This is a genomic window from Selenomonas sp. KH1T6 (assembly GCF_900108415.1).
Taxonomy (GTDB): Bacteria; Bacillota; Negativicutes; order Selenomonadales; family Selenomonadaceae; genus Selenomonas_B; species Selenomonas_B ruminantium_A.
In genome coordinates, this window is the sequence record NZ_FNWN01000003.1 from 111228 (window position 1) to 134076 (window position 22849).

Sequence of the window (22849 nt, forward strand, 5' to 3'; positions counted from 1 at the left end):
GTACAGTGCAATCAGGAGGCTCAGAAGGTATTGATTTATCCTTGGATAATAAGGTAGTTAAGAGCATTAAAGGTTTGGATTCCGGTGAAAGTGTGACATATGATGGCTACACTTACACTACAGACGGGACAAAGATTAAACGGACAAAAGATGGTGTAACGAAATCACTGGCAGGTGACAGCACTACTAACCTTCTCACCACCGAAGGTTGGGTTGAAGTACCTGATGCCAGTCCTATTGTAACGAAAAATTACAATGCCAACACCTTGTTCCTGGCCGATGGCAGTGTGACAGATAACGAAGGTGAGTCCGCTGCCAAGCTGGAGGTGAAAGGTAGCAGTAAGTCTCTGACGGTGAAGAATGCTGTGACAGGCGGGGTGGATACCACTGGGGATACGGTAGCTGTGACAGATGAAGGTACGGATACCGTCTATACCTTGGCTGAGGGCGTGACCATGACCGCCAATACTGCCGCCTTTACCACTACCAGCGGTACTGTTTCCGATATGACGGGCACGTTAACGCTCAAAAGCGGCTCCGTCACCACCTCAGTGGCTAATGCAAATTTTGACATCAGCGCAACAGAAAACGCCGATGCTAAGGTTACTTTCGCAACAGGCACAACAGCAAACGGCGCAGTCATCAAGACTGTAGCTGGCAGCATCACCCTCACGGAAGGCAGTGTTGAGAACCCGGATGGGACTGCGACCTTTGTCACTAAGGATGGTTCCATTGGCGGAATTGACAAGAGCGCCACTATCCATGTAGATGAAGGCACGTACACCGTAAATGGCACAGTGTATAATCTTTACACAGGAGATGCGAGCTTCATCGTAGATCATGACCGCATTTATATCACAAGTGGCACCTGTTCGCTCAACGCGAAGCTTGGTCCTGTCTTTGTTGCCAATGCGGATGTGTCTGCTACTTCCAATATTTATGTGTCTCAACAGGACAACGATACAATCGTTATCGTCGCAGATGGCAAATACACCATCTCGGGGCTTAAGAATGGTACTGAGGTTCAGATTGACAACATCACATTCACCTACGATGCAAGCAGCGATAGTTTGACATATAACACAAAGTCATACAAATCGGTGGTTGATGGAAAGTTCACCTTCAAGATTGTTGCCGACCAGGATATGCCGGTCTCCAACGTGACTTTGGACAGCAACACCTTTGACGGCCACGACAACGACCTTACCCTCTACTACAGCGCAGAAGGTGAAATCCTCACGGAGAATACCGAAAACTCCGCCGTCACCGTTACGCGGAAGGCTGCCTCGACCAAGGACGACTACACAGTCACCGTGAACTCCCGGACTGCCTTGCCGATTGTCATCGACGGCGTGGCGGCAACGGTCAGCGATAGCAACTCTACGGGTACTGAATACAATGTGAACGGTGTGACCTTCACCTCGACGGACAGCTTCACCGTTGATGCAGGCGGCATCTTCACAGAGACTGGCGGCGGCCTCACGGTCAAGAGCGGCGCCGTCAACACCTCGGATGCAGACGCCAGGATTGACCTCAGCACAGCCGAGAAGGCAATTGCCACTTTTGTAACAGGCACAGCAGCAGACGGCGCAGTCATTACGATTGCAGGCGGCAGCATCACTCTCACGGAAAGCGGCAAAAACACGCCGACTGTTGTGTATCAGGATGGCTCCGTCAGCGGGCTTGACGGCAACGCCACAGTCACGGGAGTACCAGCGGGCAATAGCGTGATTACCAGCGGCGCAGGCACTTTCTCCGTCAATGGCATCAGTGTGACCATCAGCGGGAGTGGGGGCGGCATTACCCCCGATGCAGTGGAGGCAACTAATTTGACACTGTATAAGGTTGCAGGTGTCACCAGCTTCAGTGGCGGCACCATTTCCTTCACCGCCGCAGCTGATACCACCTATAACATTGTCAACCAGACCATCGCTGGTGGCAATGGGAGTACGGTGGGCTTCGTATCAACGGGGCCAGAGCAGGCTTATCTTTACTCCACAAGTGACGCTATCACCCTGGAGAAAGGCAACAACATTGAAGTGTCTGATGCGGCTGGAACCAAGACTTCCAGGATTGCGGCAGGGACGAATTCTGCCATAAATCTTGGGGTGGCTTCTGGTACATACACCATCAGCGGCCTGAACGATGGTGAGATGGTCACCATAGATGGCAAAACATATACCTATACATATAGCGATGCAGATGGCGCCCGCCTTATGAATGGCATTTTCGGCTGGCAGATTAACTCTGATTACGTCAAGGAGGGCGTGGCAACCGTCAGCTTCAACATTGCAGACGATACCGCTACCGCTTCGGATACAATCATAAGCGGCTACGGCGAAGAAATCGCCCCGAGTATTGCCACCCAGCTGGCTGAACTGATGGAAGCGCTGACGGCTGGCAGCTCCTATTACTTTGATGCCAATGGTAAAAAGCAGGCTTCGGAAACTGGGAAGGCGTATACCCTTGCCAGGGATGGCTCCAAATATACACTGACCTCCACCTCTGACGCTGCCACTGCGCTGACCATTGACCTGACGAATGTCGATGGCTCTAATCTGACCATCGACCTCAGCACAGACGGCGCAACAGCACAGAATGTGAAGCTGGGGGCAGACACCACTTTGGCAGGGCTGACCCTGGGGGCAGGGGACTCTGTCCTGGACGACAAAGACAACGCTCTTGCCACGGCAGGCAATGCCAGCGGTACCGTCACCGTGGCAAAGGGTAAGGTGACTGCTTTGACTGGCGGCACCTTTGTGGGCGTGGGAGAGCATACTATTGCTGCAACCGCTGATGTCACCATTGACGGCGTGACCTTCGCGGCAGGTGCGACAGGTACCTTTACCAACGGCACTACGGACACCTTTGCTGTGACCGCAGGAACGGCGTCCATTGGTACGGGCTTCAACGGTACTAAGGTAACGGCAAATGGGGTGGATTATACAGTAGAGTCCGGCACTGTGGCAGCCTTCTCCGGGACTGCCAATACTGTCGATGGCTTCACCGCCGGCAAGATTACCTTTGCGGCTGCAGACAATACCCCTTATACCATTGGCGGGCAGACCATAAGTGACGGCAACGGCGCAACACTCACCTTTGTACCTACGGGGCTCTACTCCACTGGCACAGGCAAGATTTCTCTGGGGGCAGGGAAATCCATCACCATTTCCGATGAGAACGGCACCAATACCAGGCAGATTGCGGCAGGTACAGGCTCAGCCTTAGATGTAGCCGCAGCAAACGGCGAATACACAATCAGCGGCCTTGATGCATTAGGAGAGAGCGTTGATATTGTTGATAGCAGTAATTCCAAGGTGACCTATGAAGTCGTTGACGTGAAGAGTACCAACGTGGTGCTCAGAAAGACTGTCAATGGAGCAGATACTTACTGGCAGACCACAACTACTGCTGAGGTTACAGATGGTAGCTGCGGTACGAGGTTGTATGGTGGCGACATTGTGACCTCAAACTACGACAAAACCACCTATTTCCTCGCCAATGGCCTGCCTTATGCAGATAAAGATAAGGCAGCAGCCACACTTACCGTTTATGACAAAGACAACAAAGAATTGAAGGTGAAGCCTGCATTAACAGTAAATGTTGAAGCTAAGGATAATGTAAAAATAATAGATGAAGGCACGACTGCGGTCTATACCCTGGCAGCTGACAGCCATGTCAAGACCAAGGACGCAATGACCTTCACCACCGCCAGCGGCGTGGTTTCCGATGCTGATGGCACACTGGTCCTGCAGGGCTCCTCTGACAGCCTGACGGCTAAAGGTACGGTGAATGTGGACGCCAGGGCTCTGCTGGCTGGCAGCAGCCAGCAGAGTAACACGCCCGTACTTCGCAGTGGGTCTATTGGAACCGGCTACCTGATTGATGAAAGAGGCACTGCCGGCAGTGTCACCTATCAGAAAGGTACAGCTGTCAACGGCGCTGTCCTCACTTTGGGGCAGGACAAGAGTCTGACCCTTACCGAGGCCACTAACGGCACAGACACAGTGTATACTGCCGGGGCTCTCGCGGGCTTGGACAGCGGCGCAGAAATCACCACCAGCGGCCTGTCAGACAGCGAGCTTGCCTCCATCACCACCGCCGCAGGAGGTACCTTCACGGTTAACGGCATTACCTTCGAGGCAACTGATGCTCTGAAGCTTGCTTCCGTAGCGGATACGCTTGATGGCACCCTTACGGTGGATACGGACACGACCATTATTGCGAGGTCGGCTGACAAGAATTACAATTACAAGGTCGCAGGTACCCTGTATAATTCTGTTTCCGCAGGTGTGAAACTTACAAGCACCACGGCTACGCTTGCTTCTAATAGTATCGGCCAGACCGTAACCGTAGACGGCCATGACACAGTCACCAATAACGGGACTGTCGGGTTTGATGTATCTTCTGCAGGCCAGTCTGCAGGCCAGATTCGTCTGGCAAAAGGCATGCAGTTCACCATGGGAAAGACCGACTACGTAGTGGACTCCGAAATAACTTCTGGCTATGTGGGCACAGAAGACAACCCCGTTGCGAGAGAAGGCTGCCTAGTAACCGTCACTGTACGCGGTGAAACCACAACAACCACCAACTATCTGCTGTTGGCTGATAAACTGGAAGCTGGCACATATATCATCACCGATGATGCCATCACTCAGGGCGAACAGGGCGAAGTTTGGGATACGGCAAAAAAAGATATCCTGCTTTCTGGCTTGCCCATCACCGTCAACAGCGAATCTGCAACTGCTTCTTATAACAAGCTGGGCTTCCCTGCCACTTCTGCGGCAGACACCGCCGCCAAGGTGACCAGGAACGATGATGGCACCTACACAGTGGCCGTCACAGACGAAGTCGTGTTGGGGGTGAAGATAGACGGCGTGACCGCCAGCCTCAGCGACAACGGTACTGGCACCAGCTATACTTCTGCCACTGGCACCTTCCAGCTGCATGGCAGCGGCGTGCTGAGCGACGAAGGGGTCCTCACCTTTGACAAGGCCGGAAGCTCCGTCACCATCAATGGCTATACCTACACCTTTGACAAGGTCAATGACAAAGTCTCCCTCGACGCCACCGGCAAGCTCACCGGCCTGACGGACGGGGAGAAAGTCACGGTGACCAAAGACGGCGCAACCATCACCTACGAAGTCTCCGGGGGAGAACTCCTGCTGACCAAGAACGAAAACGGGAAAATCACCACCACCACCAACCTGCTGGCTGCAGGTGAAAAAGACGGCTTCATCATCCTGGAATGGAAAATGGAAGCAGTCAACAGGGCCACGGATACTGCCCAGGCCCAGAATAATACAGGGCTGGAAGTCAACACGGAAGGCGTGGACGATGTTACCAACGGCATGCTGCTGGACAAGGACGGCCAGGCCACCTTGTCAGAGGACAAAGCCATTGCCACCGTCACCATCCAGCAGGATGACAGCCTGAAATACACCGCCAAGGAAAACAAGGGGCAGGCTGTCAAGATTACCAACCAGAGCACGAAAGACTGGGACATCACCGCCAGCAACAAAAAAGACACCGTCGAATATGACGGCAGCGGCGAGGCGGTAATCCATGCAGGTGCTGGCAATGACAACGTGAGCATCACCGGCAGCGGTGAGGTGCGGGTCTTTGGCGATAGCGGCAGGAACACCATCATCCACACCGGCAGCGGCGATGCCACCCTGCAGGGCGGCACTGGCAATGACACCATCAAGTCCAGCCATGCGGACGATGTGATTCTCGGCGGCGATGGCAAAGATACCTTCGTGCTCACCAATGTGGAAACCAAAGTCTCCGACTTCACCTATGGCGAGGACAAGGCTGTAGTGACCAGCACCAAAGGAACTTTGGACCCCTACAAGGTCAAAGTGGGCAACGATGGCACCATCAGCTACGCAGGCACAGGCAGCACCAGTGGCTCGTTGGATGTCTCTGAGCAAGGATATGGCGACTTCTATGCCGCCACCCTGGCCGACAGCGATGGACACAACCCGCTGAATGTGGGCTGGCTCGGAAGTCAGGGCGGCATGATAGATGCCAGCTCCTTGAGCGACCGCCTTCTCCTGCTGGGCAACGAAGAAGGGAATATATACACACTGGGCGGGGAAAAATTCACCGATACCCTGATAGGCGGCCAGTCCAGAGACACCATCATCGCAGGCACCGGTGACTCCTCCCTCTGGGGCGGTGCCGGTAATGATCTCATTGAAAGCAACAGCGAAGCCAGCCATACCATCTTCTTCCTGGAAGGCGATGGCAATGACACGGTGACGGGCTTCACCGCCTATGGTGAAGACAGCGCTGACACCCTGGACTTCCTTGGTCAGAGCATTACCAAGGTGAAACACACCAGCCAGGGCATACAGCTCTACCACGGCTCAGACAAGATGACCCTGACCGGCAACTTCAACGCCAACACCATGATCAAGTGGGAAAGCGGTGACGCCCAGGGCGTAGCCAAAATCGGCAGGCAGGGTGAAGACAACAAGCTTAGCTACAATGAAGACGTGAACGTCTACCTTGGCAGCACCGGCAAAGACACCATCAGCATTGGTGCCGATGATGACAATGTAGAAGTCTGGCTGGATGGCAGCCGCGGAGTGCACTACGACAGCGTAGAGATCATCGACGCCAGCCGCAGTACCGGCACCGTCATCCTGGCAGGCGACGCAGGAAAGAACACCATCATCGGCGGCTCAGGCAGCTCCTCCCTCTGGGGCGGCACCGGCAGCGCCGACGACAACCTCAAGGGCGGTAGCGGCGAAAATGTCTTCTACTACGGCCTGGAAGAGGGCGATGATGTCATCATGAACTCCAAGAGTGATGACACAGTCATGCTCTACAACCTGGCCCTCTCCGACCTGAAAGCCGCGGACATTGAAACGAACAAGATCACCATCACCCAGCAGAACGGCCAGCACCTGACCGTGAACGGCCAGGCCTCCACCTTCACCTTGTCCGATGGCAGCACCTGGTTGGCTGACCACGCTGCCAAGTCCTGGAGCCAGCTCAAGTAGCACCAGAGGCGCAGGCAGATAACTGAACAGAGATACGGAGCTGTTGCACGAAAACAAACTCGTGCAACAGCTCCATTTTTTTCCAGAAAATCTAAAAAAACCTATAACACTTTTCCTGTTGGCGGGATATAAAGAACAAGAAAGAAGATATCGCAAGGGAAAGGAAGTAATGATCATGACTAGCACCAAACTCGAACAAGACCTGGAGAGATTTGATTTCTCAAGCTGCCACTCCGTCAAGGAAAGGCTGTACCAGCAGCTCCTCAATATGCACCGCATGGAAAACTCCGCCAGCCGGAATCTCTGGGCAGGGAAGAAAATGGGGGACGAAGAGATGGAATGGGCTACAGCCGCAGGCAATCCTGCCTTGCAGAATAACAAGGTTGACCCCAGAGGCAAGGAATGAAACCGGGCATAAGGAAGAGACTGTTCCTGCTCATGCTGTCCGGGAGTGCCCTCAGCTTCCTGTTTTTGGGGCTGCCTGTCCTGTACGGCATCTATGAGCTGCAAACTATCGTGGGCCAAAAGGAGGAGGCCATCTCGCGGGAAATTTCCTACTACACCACGGACTTTGCCAAGGAACAGGCCCAGGAGCAGATGGAGAGCGAAGCTGAAATCCATGCTGGCATCATGGCTTATGAGGCAGAGGAGGTGCAGTCAGATGTACTGTATCTCGCCGAGGAGCTGAAGGCAATTCTCAATTCTCCTGGGCAGTATCCTTCCATGTATCCTGCCAAGGAAGTGGGGGGCGATTTCTTCTATGTGGATGAAGAGCGCCTGGCGGTAATCATCGCAGATGTGTCGGACAAGGGCGTGTCGGCCGCCCTGTTCATGGCTGCAGCCAAAACCGTGCTGAAGAATTCGATTTTGTCAGGGGCAGAGGGCAGTTCTCTGGCAGAAGCCGTGGCCGCGGCCAATGACCAGCTGTCGGCAGATAATGATGAGGGGCTGTTTGTGACGGTCTTTGCAGGCATCCTGCATCTGGCCACAGGAGAATTCGAGTATGTCAATGGGGGGCACAATCCGCCTATACTCCTGCAGGGCGAAGAAGCACCCGCCTATCTTCCCCAGACCAGGAAAAGTCCTGTCCTGGGCATGATGGAAGGTATTCCCTTTGAGGAAAAAAGGCTTTGCCTGGCCCCGGGCAGCCGGCTTTTCCTCTACACGGACGGCGTGACGGAAGCCATGGATGAAAGCAGGCAGATGTTCACCAAGGAGCGTCTGGAAAAGAAGCTGTCCCTGCTGTCTGCCAGGGCTGCCATGGACGAGATCTTAGAAGCCATACTGCTGGAGGTAAAAAGCCATGCAGGGGCGGCTGAGCAGTCGGATGACATCACCATGCTGGCGCTGAAGTATGCCGGCAAGGCCGGTCTTTCCCCTGCCCGGTGACATAAGTAAAAATAAGCTGTCCCCGCCTGCAGAGGCGGGGGACAGCTTATTTCGTGCGATTGAGGAATTCTGGTCAGCCGCCTGCTGGCTGGTCTTTTATCTGGCGGCTTCCTGCACGATGGCCAGAGCCCATCTGGCGGCATCGTAAAGGTCTTTTTCCTCAAGGTATTCTTCCTTGGTATGGGCTTTTTCCATGCCTACGGAGAGGACGGCAGTGGGGATGCCGTAGGTGTTGAAATGGTTGGCATCTGAGCCGCCGCCGGATTCCTCCAGGGTCACGGGGAGTCCCAGCTTTTCTGCCGCCCCGGCAGCAGTGCGGATGGCGGGGCAGTCATTCTCCAGCAGATAGGGGCCGTAGTCGGGGCTGACTTCGGCGGTAATCGTGCAACCTGTGGCCTGGGCGCCATTGGTGAAGTGCTCACAGATTTTTTTGGTTAGCCTCTCTAGCTTCTCCTTGTCACGGCTGCGGCTTTCGTAGAAGATGTCGCAGCTGTCGGCCACTATATTGGTGGCGGAGCCGCCCACGATCCGGCCCAGGTTGCAGGTGGTTTCCTCATCAATGCGGCCCTGGGGGGCGGTGGCAATGAGGCGGCCTGCAGCGCAGATGGCATTGATGCCGTCCTCTGGATTGACTCCCGCGTGGCTGGCTTTGCCTTCCACGTGGATCCTGATCTGGTTCTTGCCCGGGGCCATGAAAGTGATGCCGCCGGGATGGTTATGAGTGTCAAAGGTGAAGCCGAAGTCGGCGTGGAGGAGGCTCTGGTCAAGGTTCTGGGAGCCATGCACCCCGTTTTCCTCGGCCACTGTGAAGACCACCTGCAGGGGGCCGTGGGGGATATGACGTTCTTTCAGCTGGCGCAGGGTCTCAAGGATAGCCACCACTCCCGCTTTGTCATCGCCCCCCAGGATGGTGGTGCCGTCAGAGCGGATGATGCCGTCCTGCACGATGGGCTTCACCCCTGTGCAGGGTTCCACGCAGTCCATGTGGGCAGTGAGCATGAGGGTGGGTGCTTCTGCTGTGCCGGGGAAATCTGCCACCAGATTACCCGTATTGCCGCCGATTTTCTCTCCGGCATTATCCTCCCGGACGGTGCCGCCCAGGTCCTGCAGCCTTTGAGTCAGCAGGTCGGCTACTTCCCGCTCGTCCTTGGTGGAGCAGCGGATCTGCACCAGTTCGAGGAATTCTTCCAGCACTCTCTTTTCATTTATCATGGCAGGCACCTCTGAAATAATATTTATGCAGACATAAGTATACAGTATCGCTGATTGGCTGACAATCAGAAATGTGCTCAATAGGTGGACACCGGGCGTTTTTTTTGACAATCTGGTGGACATCAGTCAGGCATGGCAGGAAGATAGTCTTTGGCGGCGAATAGATAAGGTATGACTTTTATGGGAATGGTGTTAAAATATGAACAGGTCAGTCCGGCAAAGGGCTGACGGCAGCAAAAAACTACGAAAGACGGAGCATAGTATGTCATTATCTGGAGATTTAGTCGTGTTCATTGATGCGGAGAACGCCTCGCCCAAGTGGGGGGTGCCGCTGTATGTCTGGCTTTGCCAGAATTTCAAGGTACGGGAGTGTTACTGCGTGGGAAACCGCAAGGCGGTGCCTCATGACTATCTGCTGCTGGAGGGACCCAGGTTCCATCTGGTGAACAGTGACCTGGGGAAGGATTCGGCAGATACCTGGCTGGTGATGCTGGGGAGCCGGGAGCTTTGCCTCAGGCGCTCGGTGAAGAAAATCGCCATCCTGTCCAACGACAGGGATTTTGCGCCCCTGGCATATCTGGCAGCAGAGCGGAAGAAGAAGCTCATCATCTACGCCGCCAACCACGTGGGCACCGAGAGCCTCAGGCAGGCCATCAAGCGCACAGAGGCAGGAGAGGCGGCTTCTGTGGAGGTCATCGAGCTGGACAAGCTGGTGGGGCGGCAGCTGGAGCAGCCCCATGAGAACCTGCGCACCAAACTGCTGACCGGGGCCAGGAACATTATCAAGTTCCCCCAGCGGCTCTGGAAGAAGAAGGAGGAGCCGCCCCTTCCCAGCCCCCAGGTCATGGAAACCCATGAGCTGGTGCCTGCCCCCAAGAAAAAGCCCAAGGTTGCGAAGAAAAAGGTCGGAGGCAAGAAGGCTTCAGAACTGAAAAGGGAACTGAAGATTTCCTTCAGCCAGCCCGGAGGGGAAAGCGAGAAGTGCTTCAAGTCCATTTCCGTCAGCGCCCACAATTATCTGGCCCGCCGCCAGGACAAGCTCAGGCTGGTCCTGGGCATGGGCAGGAACGGCGAGTTCATGGAAATCCCCTTTGTGGATGGCATGCAGGAAAGCACCTTTGTGGAGCTGCTGATCACTTTCGGCATCATCAAGGGGGGGAATGTGGGACAGGACTTCTACAGCTCCCTGGGGCTGGTGTGCAGGAAAAAGGCTGTCTACTATGACCGGGAGGGCCTGGAAGTAGAGGCAGATGAAGCGGGAAATGTGAGCGCCTGAGGATGGGCCTCCTTCCTGCTCCGGCTTTGGCCCTGGGTGTGCAGGGTGGAAAAAGCCGGGAGCATTTGTTACAATGTAAAGAGTTCATTTGTTTTTCATAATTTATAAGGAGGTTTTATTATGGTAGAAGAATTCAAGAAATTCATCATGCGGGGCAATGTGCTGGACATGGCAGTAGGTATCATCATCGGTGCCGCCTTCGGCAAGATTGTCACTTCCTTCGTCAATGACCTGCTCATGCCGCCTTTGGGACTTATTCTGGGAAATGTTGATTTTTCCAATCTCTTCATCAATCTTTCCTCCACTCCTGCCGCCACGCTGGCTGAGGCCAAGGAAGCAGGGCTGCCTGTCATCGCCTACGGTGCTTTCCTGAACTCTGTGGTGGACTTCCTCATCGTGGCCTTCGCCATATTCATGCTGATCCGTCAGGTGAACAAGCTCATGCCCAAGAAGGAAGAGGCTGCTCCCGAGCCCCATCTCTGCCCTTACTGCAAGACGGAGATTCCCGAGGAGGCCACCCGCTGCCCCCACTGCACTTCCGAACTGAACTGAGGCAAGTGCCGGGGAGAATGCTGGACTCTGCATGAGGAGGGAGGGGAGTATATGAGCAATACCAAGATATTGGTGACGGCGCTCCTGACCTACATCGTGGTCTGCGTTGCAGGCGGGGCTGCCTATTATTACTACACTTATATGATGCCCCCTCCCATAGAGGCCGAGGCTGGGGAAGTGCCCCCGCCGCCTCCGCCGGGACCGCCCCCGGGACCACCGCCGGAAGAAAAACCGGAGGGGGCCGACAAGGCAGAGCTGGCCAGGGCCAAAGCTGAGGCCGCAGCCAAAGCGGCTGAGGAGGCAAAGGCCAAGGCTCTGGCCAAGCAGGAGGCCAGGAAGAACGCCGCCGTCAGGGAAAGGAATATGGCCAGGCTCACGGCTGCCATGGAGAAGAACAAGAATGGCACTGTGACCATCTACAGCTACTACAAGCCGGACCAGCCTCCTTCAGGGCTGTACCTGAACCCCAGTCTGGCGGTGGGCCGCAGCTGCCGCCTGCAGTATGAGATCTATTACTACTACAACATCAAGGATGGCAACGGTGAGGCCTGGATTTTCGGTGACAGCTTCGTCATCAAGGCCGGAGGCAAGCACTACGAGTTCCACCTGAACCCCCAGAAGCGTCAGAAAGCGCTGGCTCCTGACGTGGAATGGCTGTCGGAGCGCTACACCGGCGTGGCTGACGAATCATGGATGGAAGCCTTCCGGGCTGTGGCCGCCGCCGGCTACGGCACCATGACCTACTATCAGCAGGGAGGCAAGAGCGTCACCGCCGAGTTCAGCGGCCCCGCCTACCAGCATATCAAGGACATGGTGGAACTGTATGACCTGACATTTGAAGATAATAAGGCTGAGGCAGAGGATTGATTCCCCTGCCTTATTTTTTTGCATCTAAGAAAATTCTAATCATGGCGTGCTATCCTTTCCTGGTAACAGTTTTGGAAAGGAGATAAACACATGGGATATGACACAGATGTAATGATTGTCGCCGTGGTGGGCAAGCTGCTGGTTTTTGCGATGGCTTTCCTGCTGCTTTGGTTTGGAAACAGGCGGGGGTGGAAGTGGTATGCTCTTGATAAGGCGCTGGATAAGAAAACCTATCTGCGCCGCTGGGGAATCCTGATGGGGGTGTCGGCTGCCATCTGTCTGGGGGGCGTTGTCTTCGGCGCCATACTGGAAATGAAGATGCTGCTGGGGCTGGAGGCAGGGAAATACCTGCTGCTGGGAGTGCTGCCCATGCTGCCTGTTTCCGTGGTGCTCTATGCCCTGATGCTGGCGGTCATCATCAAGCGGGCCAAGGCCCTGAGATACGAGCAGGGAACCATGATTGCCGCCTTTGCCCTCATGCCGCCGCTGACCATGATTGCGCCTGTGACCTATTGGCTGCCCTGCCTGGTCCTTTATTTCATGTCGGAAAAGTATGCGCCTGAGGGCGGGGAGGAAGAAGCTGCTGCACTGATGGGAGGCGAGGCATAAATGGACGAGAAGATTTTCCTGCTGTACGAAAATGCCAGCGGACTGCTGTTTTCCCTGATGCTCCTGTGGATAGGCAACAGGCAGAAACTCAGCTGGTACCGGCTGGGAGAGGCCCTGGGGAAAAAGGAATTTTTCAGCTGGTGGTGGAAGGAACTGCTCTTGATGCTGGCCATGTTCTTCGGCGTGGCCACTCTGGCAGGCACCATGGAAGTCCTGAAGGAAATGGGAAGTTTCACGCCCATGATGTACTCTATTTTCTGGCTCCTGACGCCCCTCTACGTCATCTACTTCTCCCTGATGATAGCTATCCTGGTGCGCCGGGCCAGGGCCCTGAAGGGCGGCAAGGTCATAGGCGCCATAGCCATTATCCTGCTGATGCTGCCCAATGTGTTGCTGCAGATCTTGCTCTGGGTGCTCTACCTCACCCTCTATATCTGGCCGGAAAAGGAAAATGAGCCGGTGCTGGCGTGAATATCGAGAACTTCTCTGCAAAAGCGGAGAAGTTTTTTATTGGATATAACTTCATTTTTATGGACATTTTTACGGTATTTTGGATTGTTTCTTCCTGATATCGGTCCTATAATTAGCACCGTAGAGAAAACACGAGAGAACTTCTTAGGAGGCTTAGTCATGAATTTCAAGAAAGTGGCAGCGGCTGTCTGCCTTTCCCTGGTGACTCTTTCTGGTGCGGTGCAGGCGGAGCGGCCTGCGGATTTTCAGGATAAGTACAATCTGGAAGAAATGGTGGTGCTGAGCCGCCACAATATCCGCTCTCCCCTGTCCGGCAATGGCTCTGCCCTGGGCAACCTCACGCCCCATGAGTGGTTCAAGTGGACCTCCGGCCCCAGCGAACTTTCCCTGAGAGGCGGCCAGCTGGAGACCATGATGGGCCAGTATTTCCGCCAGTGGCTGGTGCGTGACGGCCTGATGACGGAGAACTACCTGCCTAAAGAGGGGGAGATGCGCTTCTATGCCAACTCCATGCAGCGCACCATTGCCACTGCCCAGTACTTCTCCAGCGGCATGTTGCCGGTGGCCAATGTGACCATCGAGCACAAGTTCGCTCCCAGCAAGATGGATCCGGTGTTCAACCCACAGCTGACCTTCGTCAGCGATGCTTTCCGCCATCAGGCCATGGAGGAAATCAGCGCCATGGGCGGGCAGAAGGGCCTGCAGGGCATCAACGACAAGATGGAAAAGGAATACCGGGTGCTGGAGAAGACCCTTGACCTGAAGGATTCCCCCATGGCCAAGAAGGACGGCTTCACCAAGTTCAGGAATGACGACCTGCAGATCCTGCTGGAGGTGAACAAGGAACCTGCTATGAAGGGCTCCCTGAAGCTGGCCAATTCCGCCAGTGACGCCTTCATTCTCCAGTATTACGAGGAGCAGGACAAGACCAAAGCAGGCTTCGGCCACAAGCTCACACAGCAGGAATGGGAGCAGATAGCCAGGGTCAAGGACGTCTACGGCGATGTGCTCTTCACCGCCCCCAGCGTAGCCGTCAATGTAGCCCATCCCCTCCTTGAGGAAATGAACAAGGAGCTGAAGACCGAGGGCCGGAAGTTCACCTTCCTCTGCGGCCATGACTCAAATATCGCCAGTGTGCTGGCTGCCTTGGAGGTGGAGGAATACGAGCTGCGGGGCAGCATCGAGAAGAAGACTCCCATCGGCTCCAAGCTGGTCATCGAGAAATTCGCCGGCAAGGACGGCAAAGAATACGCCGCCTTCAGCCTGGTGTACCAGACCACCGACCAGCTCCGTGACCGCACTGCCCTGACCCTGAACACGCCCCCCGAGGTGTTCCAGCTGAAACTCAAGGGCCTGAAAGCCAACGCTGACGGCCTGTACCTCTTCAAAGACGTGCAGCAGCGCTTCCAGCAGGCCATAGATGCCTACGACAAGTTGCCTGCCGACAATAAGGCCGTTAAAGCCGCCTGATTGAAAAAACAAGAAACGAAAGCGCCCTCTGTGAGGATGGTATCTTCGCAGGGGGCGTGTTGTTAGTGGAGGCGTTAGAAAGCTTTTTCTGTTGCCAGGGATTTAGTATTGAAGTATATTTGAGGAAGAAGAAAAAACTATTGAGAGGCGGCAGGCAAATGAGTGGATTATTGACTAAAGACTTGGCTTACAAGCAGTGGGTTCAGTCTCTGAGCAAGAAATTTCGGCAGAGCCAGATCAAGGCTGCGGTGAAGGTCAACCGGGAAATGCTGGCCTTTTACTGGGAACTGGGCAGGGACATAGTGGAGATGAAGGCGGAGAGCCGGTGGGGAAGCGGGTTTATAGATGATTTAAGCAAAGACTTGCAACAAGAACTGCCAACAATTAAGGGGTGGTCTCCTACCAACCTGAGATACATAAAAAGATTCTATCAACTCTATAGCCCGTTGATTCAGTCACAAGTTGTGCCTAAATTAGCTTCAAAGGAAATTCAGTCACAAGTTGTGACTGAATTGGATATGGAGAGTCTTTTTAGCATTCCATGGGGACACCATCGTAATATTATCTCGAAATGTCAAGGCAATTCGGCCAAGGCTGTTTTCTATATCAAGCAGACTATCGAAAATGGCTGGTCACGGGCGGTGCTTCTGAATTTCCTCGACACTGACCTATATGAGCGGCAGGGCAAAGCCGTCACAAACTTTGCGTCCACCCTTCCCCCGGAGCAGAGCGAGCTGGCCCAGGAGATAACCAAGGACCCGTATAACTTCGACTTCCTGACGCTGACGGCAAACTATCATGAGAAGGAACTGAAGGATGCGCTGATGGACAACATCACTAAATTCCTGCTGGAGCTGGGCAAGGGCTTTGCCTTTGTGGGAAGGGAATACCGCCTGACCGTTGGCAAGACGGAACAGTTTATTGACCTGCTTTTCTATCATATCAAGCTGCGCTCCTATGTGGTTATTGAGGTGAAGGTGACGGAGTTTGAGCCAAGGGATATTGGCCAGGTCAGCACCTATGTGGCCGCTGTGGATGGCATCTTGCGGGGAGAGGGCGAGGGCCAGACCATTGGCCTGCTTATATGCAAGACCAAGGATGAGGTGCTGGCCAAATACGCCACCGCAGGGGTGAGCCTGCCCATAGGGATTTCTGAGTATGAGCTGTCCAAACTGCTGCCCGAGGAATTCAAGGGGACTTTGCCTACTATCGAGGAGATAGAGAGCGAGTTGCGATAGGGGCTTCCCCCATTATTGAAATGAAGTTGTCAGGAGGTGTTCCTTTGTCTGTATCCGATTTTCATTGTATTGGCTTCCGCCCCAGTATTGACGAAAACTGCACCCATCTCATTCTGGGGTCCATGCCCAGCGTGGCCTCTCTTGGGGCCCGTCAGTATTACGCCCATCCCCAGAACCGCTTTTGGCCTCTGATGGCCGGCATTTTGGAACAATCACCGCCACCTGTTGACTATCAGGAACGCCTGGATATGCTCCTCCGTCACCATATTGGTCTGTGGGATTCCATTGCCGTCTGTGAGAGAAAAGGCAGCCTTGACGCGGATATAAAAAACGAGCAGGGCAATGACTTCACCGCTCTGCTTGATGCTTACCCCCATATCCATACCATCTGCTTCAATGGCGGCAAATCATATCAATGCTTCAAAAAATACAATAAGCCCCTGCTGAGTCGCCCCGATATCCACTTTCACCAGCTGCCCTCAACCAGCCCTGCCAACGCCCGATGGAATATGGAAAAGCTGACAGAGGCCTGGAAGATTCCCTTTTTACCCTAGTTCATTTCGGCATCACCTTTCCAGCTTCAGGCAGGAAGGATTTTCAAGAAGGTTGAAGAAAATGTATCATGGACATGTTTTTGGAAGAGAGGAGCGTTCGTATGACGAAGGAAGAAATTTTGGCAAAGGTACAGGCTGTCATTGATGCGCCCAGCTGCTATGCGGGGCTGCGGGAGGCGGCAAAGGCCTATCTTGCGGCGGTGGGCACGACAGGAGAGAAGGCGGCGGCTGAGGCGCTGCTGACCCGTCTGCGTGAGGATGTGCAGAGCATTGATGAGGTCATGCCCTTCTTTGCTTCGGACAAGGCCAAGGAACTTTTCGGCCCAGAGCAGGCGGAGGCTATGCTGAAACAGGCTCAGGAGGTCAAGGCAAACGGCGGGGATACCTGCTTCTGCCCGGCCTGCATGGCGGGGAAGGCAATCCTGGATCATGCGGAGCTGCTGGAGAAATGAGGAAGGCAATGCCGTCTGATTGATAAAACTGTAAGAAATGAGGGCGCCCCTGTGAGGATAGAATCTCTTCACAGGGGTATTTTTGCTTGATAATGAGGATTTTTTGGTGGTAAAATACGGTAAAGACCTCAAAAATCGCAAAAATTGAGGTTGAAAGTAAAAATGACCTCAATTTTAGGAGGCGTTCATGGAATACGAATCTCTTTACCATATATACTACAAGGAACCGGACAAATGGGAGGATGAATACCGGACGCGCTTTTCCAGCCCGTTTGCAAGGCAGCTGCCCTTTGTCCTTAGGCAATATGGCAGGAATGCTGAGCATCCTGCTTTTTTCTGCTACACGGAAGAGATTGCCTTGTTGCAGGACAAGATTATGGGGCAGTTCAAGGAGTTTATGGAGATTGCGGGAAGGTTGCCCGGTGCTGCCATGGAGATATATCTGCATGGCAGCTTGATTGAGGAAATCAAGTCCACCAATGACATCGAGGGCGTGCGCAGCACACGGCGGGAAATCATGGAGGCCATGGCCCTGCCGGAGGGGGTGAGGCGCGGGAGACGTCTGGGGAGTGTGGTGGACCAGTATGAGAAAATTATCAGGGGGGAGGAATTTCCCCTCAAGACATGTGAGGATATACGCCGCCTCTATGATGATTTCATGTCTGATGAAATAGAGCGGGACAATCCCCATAACCTGCCGGACGGGCAGATTTTCCGCCGTGGCAGCGTGGATATCGTGTCTGCTGCCCAGAAAACTGTCCATCGGGGGCTTTATCCTGAGACAAAAATAATCGAGGCCATGGAAAAGGCTCTGGCGGTGCTGAATGATGAGAGCATTCCCGTATTTGTGAGGGTGGCCATCTTCCATTATCTGCTGGGCTATATCCACCCCTTCTATGACGGCAATGGCCGTCTGTCCCGTTTTATCACGGCTTGCTTCTTCGCCCGCCAGTTGCACCCGGCGGTGGCGCTGGGATTGTCGGCACTTATCAAGGGGCGGCGGGGGCGTTATTATGAGCTCTTTTCCCAGACAGAGGCGGACATTAATAGGGGGGAGCTTACGCCTTTTATCCTCGGCTTCATGGAGCTGACCTGCGAGGCTGTAAATAATGCTGCTGAGAGCCTGAGGCAGAAACTGGCTGATTACGAAAAGAATCTGCCCCGGTTGGCAGAGCTGCCTGGCACCAAGACTACCAGAGCCTTGAGCGAACTGCTGCTGCAGGCGGCACTGTTTTCGCCGCAGGGCATTACTGTTAAGGAAATGCAGAAGCAGCTGGGCAAGAGTGAAAACACCATCTACAGCCACCTGAAAAAAATACCGTCAGAAATGCTGTTGGTGGATGAGCGGGGGAGAAATTATCTATATCGGCTGACAGCAGAATGAAGGAAAAGCGGAAAACCACCTCTTTTTGGGGTGGCTTTTGTTTTGGACAAATTTGCTGCAGTTGCAGTGCATTTGCAAAATAGGCAAATCTTTTTCGCAGAATCTTGCAGTATAGGCAATTCTGTTTAAGGGAACTCTAATATTCCTGCTGTACCATATTGCCATAGATTAAATACGCTAACATACATACTCTATTCTTAGAAGGAAGCGATGACTATGGCGAAAAGGTTCAGCCCGGCAGTGCATGAGGCTGTGGATTTGCTCTGGGGGCATTATAATCCGGAGAGTGCGGCGCGGGGGCAGGAGATCTTGCGGGAGGAGGCTCAGGCAGGAGATGCAGATGCCTGGGGGCTTTTGGCCCGCACTTATATGGGGCAGTCAGCGGTATGGGAAACTAGCGGGCTTGACCCCGTGTGGGACAAGGAGAAGATGGAGGCATGCCTTCAGCAGAGCCTCAAGGGAGGCAGCGCCGCAGGTGCCCTTTCTGCTTTTGAATACAGGGGGTTCCTGCCTTCGGAGTACAGCCTGGTGCTTTCCCATTGGGGCAGTGCCGAGGCCCTGATTGAGGAGGCGAAGGAATATGCAGGGGAAGGCGGGGAGCCGCTGATGGCCTTCTTCCTGGGGGCCTGCTATGAGGACAGCAGCCTGGATGTCATCACCTGCAAGCATCGGGATAAGAGCGAGAAAGTGCAGGCGGCTCTGCCCTATCTGGAGGCCTCCCTGGATGCGGGGCTGCCCTGGGCCATGGATGTGTATACGGACTGTGCCATAAGCATCTATCATGAGACGGGGGACCTTTCCTGCTATCACAAGGTGCTGGCCTATGAGAAGCGTTTCTGCGAGGAAGAAGTGCCCTATGTGCTCTGGGGTGTGGGGCAGAAATACTACGACAATGAGGATTACCGGCAGGCCCTGCCCTTTTATCAGCGGGCAGCGGCCCTGGGGAGCAGCAATGCCCGCTGCAAGCTGGGGAAGATGATGCGCTATGGACAAGGCCTGGCCTCTGACCCCGGGGCTGCATTGGAGGAATATTTCCTGCCCCTGGCAGAAAAAGGCCATGTGGAAGCCATGTATGAGGCCGCGGCCGTGTATTTCACCGGGGAGCTGGGGGAGCCTGATTTTGAGGCGGCCTTTTCCTGGTGCGAAAGAGCTTTGGATAGAATCCTGCCCTTTCAGGGCACTTACCGCTATGATGATATCATGCCCATCATGTGCTACTGCAAGCTCTACGGGGAGGGCACCTTGATAGACAGGCGGTTGGCGGCACGGTCTATCCTGGAGGAAGTGAGGCACCAGGAGAGAAATCCCACCCTCAACCCCTATATGCAGGACTGCCTCAGCTATCTGTTGGGTGAAGTCTATGCCCATGGCTATGGGGATATGGCCAAAGACAGGGAACTGGCGAAAAAATACCATCAGCAGGTGCGGGGGAATCTCCGGCGCAGCTTGGAGAAACTGCCCTGGGAAAGGAGTTCCCACAGCCTGTCCTGCGGCATTTACTGGACTCTTTTCGGAACTCCCGAGGAGGAGAAAGAAAAATTTGCAGGGGCAGATACTATCCGCAGCTGGCAGGAGGGGCGCTTCCGGCAGAAAATGCAGGCCTGTGAGCTGGGCATCCTCCACTCTGAGGGGTGCGGGGTTACATTCAAGGAGTACGGGGCGGAGGAAATTGCCATAGCCCTGGATCTCCTTGCCCAGGGTGCTTACTTCAGCATTTTCCTGGGTGCTCTGGCCGGGGAAGACAGGCTGCGGGTTTACTTCGAGGAGGGCAGGTGCAGGCTTTTTGCCAATCTGGGGGGCAGCTGCTTTGAGCGGTATGAGATGGATAAAAGCAAGGTGCTGGCCTGTCTCAAGGGCTGGCTGGCAGGAAAGGGCATTGGGAACTCAGGCTGGCAGCAGGATGCGAGGGGGGGAAGGATCCTCGCCTGGAACAGGCTGCTGAATGAGGCTAGGGATTGCCACGCCCGGGGAGATGAGGAGGGCAGGATAGCGGCCTGGGAAAAAGCGGCCCAGCTTGGCTGCGGCCATGCCATGAATCAGCTGGGCATACATTACTGCGATGATTTCAAAACCGCTGCCCAGTGGTTCCTCAACGCCACTCTGTCGGAGGATGCGGACGATGTGCAGCTGGCCTGGTACTCTCTGGGCAGGCTCAATCTGCAAAATCCCGAGGGGGACGGCAACAAGGCTTTCTGCTATCTGACCAAGGCGGCAGAAATGGGCTGTGCCGATGCCTGGTCACAGCTGGGCCTTTGCTATCTCCATGGGGTGGGGACAGTGGAGGACTTTGACAAATGCGTGGCGTGCTATGACAAGGGGGCGGCTCTGGGGGATTATCAGGCCATGTACGCCCGGGCCTGTGTGGCCATGCGGGATGAAGGTGACTGGCACGACCCCGGTAAGGCCGTCGAGTGCCTGCAGAGGGTAGTCTCTGAGAGCCAGGCCTGGCAGAATGAGGGCAGGGTGCTGCTGGCTCAGGCTTATCTGGAACTGGATGCGGAAAGGTACGACCGCACCGCCTATGAGCTGCTGCATCTGGCAGAGCAGGCAGGCTACTCTCCCGCTGCCTATGAGCTGGCCCACTACTGCCGGGACAGGGAGGATATGGCAGGCTGCCGTCACTATCTGGAAGAAGCCGCCGCAGCCGGCCTTGAGGCGGCCCGGGAGGAACTGGAGGGCATGGCCCCCATGAGTTCGGCGGCTTCCAGCCCTATGACCCCATTGGCAGGGCTTCGGCCAGCCTCATGCTGTCCGGGAGATGGGATACCAACAGCCGCCCGGAGATGATCTGCAATTTGCAGGAGCTGGTGGCGGGAGAAAAAGGAGTCTATGACCTGCAGCGGGCCTGCCAGCTTTCGGGCAGTGCCTTCCTGGCAGGATATATCACCCTGCGGGAGGCCATGAACTGTGCCGTGACGGCAGGGCAGCGCATACAAAAACTCGTCCATAGCTGGGAGGAAATGAGCGAGGCTTACGTAAAGGGATACGCCGAGGAACTGGAGGATGAGGAAGGAGCAAAGCTCAGGGCGGAGATTTTCAGGGAACTGAAGGAATCCGCGGAAAACCCCTACGCCCTGCCCTTTGATACGCCTCTGGCCAGGACTTGGTAAGATATTGGGACAGGCAGGCCTTCAATCAGGTTTACTTCATTTTTACGGATATTTTTGCAGTTTTTTGGATTGTTTGCTTCCGTTTCGCCCCGTATAATGGTTAGCGTGAGAAATACGGGACGAATTTGGGAGGTTTATTTGATGAAGACTCTGTTTCTGAAAAAGAAAGTTATCGCTGCCCTGATGGCAGGTATGTTTGCTTTTGGCACTTTCACGGCAGCTGATGCTGCCAGCCGTGAGGAGCTGGCTGCTATCAATGTGCAGACGGCTGCTGATTTCCAGTATTGGGAGAAGAATGCTCCCAGTCAGAAGGCTCTGGTTAAGTACGTCAAGGATATCACCAATCCCAAGAGCAAGAACTACATCCCGCCTGAGGACCGCATCGCCACCTTTGACCTGGACGGCACCCTCTACTGCGAGACTGCTCCGTACTATTTTCAGGAAATGATGTTCCTGCATCGCGCCCTGGAGGACAAGGACTTTGCTGCTACTCCGGAGATGAAGGATATCGCCAGCAAGGTGAAGCCCTACATCATGAACAAGGAGTCCATTCCCAAGGAGCTGGGGACGGAGTTTGCCAAGCAGATGCGCAAGTCCTATGCTGGCATGACCAAGGAAGAATACTCCGACTATGTGAAGAAGTTCATGGAGACCAACGAGGTTGGCCTTACGAACCTGAAGCGCGGCGAGGCTTATTACCTGCCCATGGTGGAAGTTGTTTCCTATCTGCAGAACAACGGCTTCACTGTCTATATGGATTCCGCCTGCGAGCGTGAGATCCTCCGCTGCCTGGTGGACGGCGTGCTGGACATTCCCCTGGACCACATGATCGGCTCCAACGTGGCTTATGTCACCACTGGCATGGGCACTGAGGCTCCGGACAAGCACTTCTATGACCGCCACAAGGAAAAAGTGGTGCGTTCCGATGTGTTCCTGGGTGAGAACGGCAACTGCAACAAGATTTTCAGCATCTTCACCGAGATTGGCAAGCGCCCGGTGCTGGCTTTCGGCAACTCCATGGGCGACAGCGGCATGCTGGAGTTCAACCTGCAGAACGACAAGTACCGCACCATGTCCTTCTACGTGCTCTGCGATGACACGGAGAGGGAGCTTGGCAATCTCGCCAAGGCTGAGAAGCAGGAGAAATTCGCCAAGGAGCGCGGCTGGACCACTATCTCCATGAAGAAGGACTTCAAGACCATCTATGGGGATAATGTGAAGAGGGAAGCAAAGTAAGATATATCAAGGAAATAGG

The 22849-nt window shown here is 54.7% G+C and carries 17 protein-coding genes; 16 read left to right on the forward strand and 1 reads right to left on the reverse strand.

Annotated features, from left to right (window positions below; all coding sequences use genetic code 11):
- Positions 1-74: 74 nt before the first annotated feature.
- From BLW59_RS03180 to BLW59_RS03190, 3 genes are all read left to right on the forward strand, one after another.
- A complete protein-coding gene (locus BLW59_RS03180; protein ID WP_217634599.1) occupies positions 75-7010 on the forward strand; it encodes a hypothetical protein in 6936 nt (2311 codons plus the stop codon).
- A 175-nt stretch (positions 7011-7185) separates the two neighbouring features.
- A complete protein-coding gene (locus BLW59_RS03185) occupies positions 7186-7416 on the forward strand; it encodes a hypothetical protein (protein WP_074696127.1) in 231 nt (76 codons plus the stop codon).
- Entirely contained in the window at positions 7413-8399 is a 987-nt protein-coding gene (locus tag BLW59_RS03190) for a PP2C family protein-serine/threonine phosphatase (protein WP_074696129.1), read from the forward strand. Before BLW59_RS03185 ends, BLW59_RS03190 begins: the two co-directional genes overlap by 4 nt.
- A gap of 96 nt (positions 8400-8495) precedes the next feature.
- Here the strand turns inward: BLW59_RS03190 and BLW59_RS03195 are convergent, their stop codons facing one another.
- On the reverse strand, positions 8496-9611 hold the full coding sequence (locus BLW59_RS03195; RefSeq protein WP_074696131.1) for a M20/M25/M40 family metallo-hydrolase: 1116 nt from the start codon (positions 9609-9611) through the stop codon (positions 8496-8498).
- A gap of 286 nt (positions 9612-9897) precedes the next feature.
- Between BLW59_RS03195 and BLW59_RS03200 the strand changes: the two genes are divergently transcribed.
- The 13 genes from BLW59_RS03200 to BLW59_RS03260 all read left to right on the forward strand — a co-directional run bounded on the left by BLW59_RS03200 (position 9898) and on the right by BLW59_RS03260 (position 22830).
- Positions 9898-10887 carry an NYN domain-containing protein gene (locus BLW59_RS03200; RefSeq protein WP_074696133.1) on the forward strand — a complete coding sequence of 330 codons (990 nt, stop codon included), beginning with the start codon at positions 9898-9900 and terminating at the stop codon, positions 10885-10887.
- 120 nt (positions 10888-11007) lie between these two features.
- Entirely contained in the window at positions 11008-11439 is a 432-nt protein-coding gene (mscL, locus tag BLW59_RS03205; protein ID WP_029541871.1) for a large conductance mechanosensitive channel protein MscL, read from the forward strand.
- Between the two features lie 51 nt (positions 11440-11490).
- Positions 11491-12306 carry a hypothetical protein gene (locus tag BLW59_RS03210; protein ID WP_074696135.1) on the forward strand — a complete coding sequence of 272 codons (816 nt, stop codon included), beginning with the start codon at positions 11491-11493 and terminating at the stop codon, positions 12304-12306.
- Positions 12307-12396: 90 nt separating this feature from the next.
- The gene (locus BLW59_RS03215; RefSeq protein WP_074696137.1) at positions 12397-12915 is read left to right on the forward strand and encodes a hypothetical protein; all 519 of its coding nucleotides are present in this window, start codon (positions 12397-12399) and stop codon (positions 12913-12915) included.
- The gene (locus tag BLW59_RS03220; RefSeq protein WP_074696139.1) at positions 12916-13386 is read left to right on the forward strand and encodes a hypothetical protein; all 471 of its coding nucleotides are present in this window, start codon (positions 12916-12918) and stop codon (positions 13384-13386) included.
- A gap of 159 nt (positions 13387-13545) precedes the next feature.
- Positions 13546-14856 carry a histidine-type phosphatase gene (locus BLW59_RS03225; protein ID WP_074696141.1) on the forward strand — a complete coding sequence of 437 codons (1311 nt, stop codon included), beginning with the start codon at positions 13546-13548 and terminating at the stop codon, positions 14854-14856.
- 158 nt (positions 14857-15014) lie between these two features.
- Positions 15015-16094 (forward strand): PDDEXK nuclease domain-containing protein, encoded by a 1080-nt coding sequence (locus tag BLW59_RS03230; protein WP_074696143.1) that lies wholly within the window; start codon positions 15015-15017, stop codon positions 16092-16094.
- Between the two features lie 44 nt (positions 16095-16138).
- The gene (locus BLW59_RS03235; protein ID WP_139283521.1) at positions 16139-16648 is read left to right on the forward strand and encodes a DNA-deoxyinosine glycosylase; all 510 of its coding nucleotides are present in this window, start codon (positions 16139-16141) and stop codon (positions 16646-16648) included.
- Positions 16649-16749: 101 nt separating this feature from the next.
- The gene (locus tag BLW59_RS03240) at positions 16750-17100 is read left to right on the forward strand and encodes a heat-shock protein Hsp90 (RefSeq protein ID WP_074696147.1); all 351 of its coding nucleotides are present in this window, start codon (positions 16750-16752) and stop codon (positions 17098-17100) included.
- Between the two features lie 187 nt (positions 17101-17287).
- Positions 17288-18484, forward strand: a complete 1197-nt coding sequence (locus BLW59_RS03245; protein ID WP_074696149.1) for a Fic family protein — start codon at positions 17288-17290, stop codon at positions 18482-18484.
- Between the two features lie 216 nt (positions 18485-18700).
- Complete coding sequence (locus tag BLW59_RS03250; protein ID WP_074696151.1) at positions 18701-21271, forward strand: SEL1-like repeat protein; 2571 nt, start codon at positions 18701-18703, stop codon at positions 21269-21271.
- A complete protein-coding gene (locus BLW59_RS03255) occupies positions 21268-21594 on the forward strand; it encodes a DUF1266 domain-containing protein (protein WP_074696153.1) in 327 nt (108 codons plus the stop codon). Before BLW59_RS03250 ends, BLW59_RS03255 begins: the two co-directional genes overlap by 4 nt.
- 141 nt (positions 21595-21735) lie before the next feature.
- Positions 21736-22830, forward strand: a complete 1095-nt coding sequence (locus tag BLW59_RS03260) for a haloacid dehalogenase-like hydrolase (RefSeq protein ID WP_074696155.1) — start codon at positions 21736-21738, stop codon at positions 22828-22830.
- The last annotated feature ends 19 nt before the right edge of the window (positions 22831-22849 follow it).